General features: G+C 47.4%; 4 protein-coding genes. All 4 read left to right on the forward strand.

The window, feature by feature from the left end; all coding sequences use genetic code 11:
* On the forward strand, positions 1-1144 hold a 1144-nt coding region (locus tag Q0294_RS09420), incomplete at its 5' end, for a sigma-70 family RNA polymerase sigma factor (protein ID WP_299463864.1).
* Between the two features lie 201 nt (positions 1145-1345).
* The gene (locus tag Q0294_RS09425) at positions 1346-2161 is read left to right on the forward strand and encodes an enoyl-ACP reductase (RefSeq protein ID WP_299463867.1); all 816 of its coding nucleotides are present in this window, start codon (positions 1346-1348) and stop codon (positions 2159-2161) included.
* A gap of 417 nt (positions 2162-2578) precedes the next feature.
* Positions 2579-3196, forward strand: coding sequence for a hypothetical protein (locus Q0294_RS09430; RefSeq protein WP_299463870.1), 618 nt, complete (start codon positions 2579-2581; stop codon positions 3194-3196).
* A gap of 4 nt (positions 3197-3200) precedes the next feature.
* Positions 3201-3717, forward strand: a 517-nt coding sequence (locus tag Q0294_RS09435; RefSeq protein ID WP_299463872.1) for an SPFH domain-containing protein, incomplete at its 3' end; no start/stop codon positions are given.

A 3717-nucleotide genomic window follows, 5' to 3' on the forward strand; every position in this document is an offset into this window, starting at 1 on the left:
ATTACTTAACTCCGGTGAGTTGAGCAAGTCGGAACAGCGCAGCGTACAAAAGCGAATGACAGTTCGTCGTCAGAAAATGGCTACACTCTGCGAAGAACTCTGTCTGCGTACGCAACGTTTACAACCGGTTCTGAAACGGATTCATCAAATTGCCGGACGCATGCGGGAAGTTCAGGAACAACTGGATGACTTTAAGCAACTGCGTCACAAGTCGACTGATACGCGTCTTCTGGAACGCGAAATTTCGGAATTGACCATTATGGTGGTCGAGTCGGCCGAAGACTTTCAGGCACGTTCCCGTGAAATCAGCCGCCGCTTTGATGACTGGACTGAAGCCAAGCAGCAGCTTTCGGGTGGCAACCTGCGTCTGGTGGTTTCGATTGCCAAAAAATACCGAAACCGTGGACTGAGTTTCCTGGACCTGATTCAGGAAGGAAACGCCGGATTGATGCGTGGTGTCGAAAAATATGAGTACCGTCGCGGTTACAAGTTCTCGACTTATGCCACATGGTGGATTCGTCAGGCGATTACCCGTGCCGTTGCCGATCACGCCAGAACGATTCGAATCCCGGTCCACATGTTCCAGAGCATTTCGACCCTGAAAGCCCGCAGTGAGCAGATTCGTCAGGAAACAGGCCGCGAACCAACGATGGAAGAACTGGCTGATTCCGTCGGTCTGGGAGTCGAAGAGACTGAACGGATCATGAAAACCTGGAAGCACCCCATCAGCCTGGATACTCCGGTTGGGGAAAGTGAAGACAGCAGCTTCGGCGATTTTCTGGAAGATGGCCATGAGTCCTCTCCTGCCGATGCCGCCATGCGTGAAATGTTGAAAGACAAAATTGAGCATGTTCTGAAAAGCCTCACCTATCGTGAACGCGAAATTATCCGCTTGCGTTATGGTTTAGGCGATGGTTACAGCTATACCCTGGAAGAAACGGGGCGTATTTTCAAAGTGACCCGCGAGCGTATTCGCCAGATCGAGTCCAAAGCGTTGCGGAAGTTGCAGCATCAGACACGAAGCGCTCATCTCAGAGGTTTCGTCGATGCGATCTTCCCGAGTAAGGAAGATGAGGAAAACGAAGCCGCAGAAGCCGCTCAATCAGAGCAGATCGCTCCAACAATGGTTGGTGTTGCGGAATAAGCTCTGTTTTTCCCTCAAAGAAACGTTTATAGCTAAGGCGGTTTGCTGTTTTCACGAACAACAAGCCGCCTTTGACTTTTCTATTTCGCGCAATTCGAATAGTTTATACGCAATCAGAAAAGAACTGGTATCAGAAACAGATTGAACGTTCCTGAAACATCAATCTTCCCGGATTTCATTATATTTACGGAGTATTACAGCATGGGTCTTTTTGAAGGCAAAAAAGGTCTGGTTTTTGGTATCGCCAATGACCATTCGATTGCATGGGCCATTACGGAAAAATTATATGATGAAGGAGCGGAAATCGCCTTTACGCACCTTCCCGATAAAGATCCCGAGCGACCCCGAATGGAACGCCGGTTGCGAAAGCTGGTCGAGCCCAAGGGAGCTAAGATTATGATCCCTTGTGATGTCACGAAAGATGAAGACCTTGATAAAGTTTTTGAAATCGTCAAAGCAGAATATGGCGAGATTGATTTCGTGTTGCACTCGGTCGCTTATGCTCCGATGGAAGACCTCAAAGGCCCTGTTTACAAAGTAAGCCGTGATGGTTTCAAACTGTCGATGGAAATCAGCGTTTACAGTTTGCTGGCCATTGCAAACCGTGCAAAAGACATTCTGAAACCGGGCGGAAGTATTCTGACTCTCAGTTACCTGGGAGGTGAGAAAGTGATTCCCGGCTACAACATCATGGGAGTCTGCAAGTCGGCACTTGAAAATTCTGTCATGTATCTCGCGAATGAACTGGGACCACAGGGCATTCGAGTAAACAGTTTGAGCGCCGGGCCTCTGAAGACACTCAGTTCGTCTGCCGTCGGTGAGTTTGATATGATGATGAAACTGTATCAAACCATGTCGCCCCTGCGTAAAAATATTACACCGGAAGATGTCGGCAAAGCAGGCATGTATCTGTTGAGCGATCTGTCGAGTGGTGTTTCCGGCGAAAACCACCACGTCGATTCGGGCTACCACATCATGGGAGCCCCGCCGATTGAAATACAGCAACAGCAGGCGTAAGCTTTCAATTCCTGCAAGCAGTAGTATCATTTCAAGCCGCCTGTTGAACATAACCGTTACAACAGGCGGCTTTTTTTTGCGCCCTGATTGCCTGTTAAGATTAGAAGAAATCTTGAGCATATTTGACTTAACTCCGATATTTTTCCCCATTTTGTTCACCGGACTTCATTAAATTGAATCCACTCCGAACAATTGCCTTTTTGCTAATGATTCCGATATCAAGAAAAAATCTGCTGGATTCTCAGGTTTTCGTGATCCAACCGGCGAAAATCACGTTCTTGACGCTATGAGCAGTGTTTTACAGCTCATACTGAAGTAACCGTACTCGTTGAATTGTTTCCATATCGAAGACGAGAGATCGATTTCACTTAACAGCTTCTAATGAGAAACCTCTCCTTAGAAGGGGAGCGTTTGGTGATGGAGTTTATACAAGCCTGTTTTGAATGGCCTACCTTGCCGGCGACGGTTCTGGTGGCGATTTGCCTGTTGTATTGGCTCAGTATTATTTTAGGTGTGATGGATCTTGATCTGTTCGATTTTGATCTGGATTTTGAAATTCCGACAGAGGGACCCTCTTTTCTCGATTTCGGATTTATCGGGCTGAGATTTCTGAATCTGGGCGATGTGCCGGTGATGCTCTGGGTGAGCGTGTTCTCGCTCAGCATGTGGATGTTATCAATCAACTTTGATTACAAGATCGAGATCAACTCGTTCATGGATTATCTGCCGCTGGCAGCGCGAAATATGGGAATCAGTCTGGTGGTAACCAAATTGTTAACGCAGCCCTTTAAAGGATTGTTTAAATTTACGCCTCCCAATGAAGTCGAGACGTTACTGGGAAAAACCTGCCAGGTGACCAGCACCTCGGTAAACGATCGGTTTGGACAGGCGGAAATGCAGGCGGAAGGAGCCCCGTTAAAACTACATATTCGATCTGAAGATGAAACGATCCAGAAGGGCGATCTGGTTCGCTTGACAGATTTTAACACAGAACAACAGGTTTTTTACGTCGTAAAAATTAACCAGGAGTCTTAATACCATGTCCATGCCGGCATTTAATTTTTCCACTTCCTACCTGTTAGGATTTGACCCATTTAGTTCGTCCATCATTAGTTTTATCATCTATGCGGTGATTGTTTTCGTCGGACTGGCCATAGCCTTTTCCCGCTTTTATCGGAAAGTAGGTCCGGAAGAAGCGTTGGTGATTACCGGTCTGGGAGGACTCAAAGTCGCCACCGGGACGGGGATTATTGTGATTCCGATCCTGCACCGGGCCGATCAGATGGACCTTTCGGTAAAGCGAATTGAAATCGCCCGAAAAGGGGAAGTGGGTCTGATTTGTCGGGACAATATCCGGGCAGACATCGAAGTGGCCTTCTTTGTACGCGTGAATAATACCGTGAGTGACATTCGCAATGTAGCGCAATCATTGGGATGTCGCAGGGCCTCCAGCCGGGAAGCACTGATCGAATTATTTGATGCCAAATTCTCGGAAGCTTTGAAAACGGTCGGGAAACATTTTGATTTTGTAGAGCTCTATAATGAACGGGATAAGT

This window comes from uncultured Gimesia sp., assembly GCF_937919775.1.
Taxonomy (GTDB): domain Bacteria; phylum Planctomycetota; class Planctomycetia; order Planctomycetales; family Planctomycetaceae; genus Gimesia.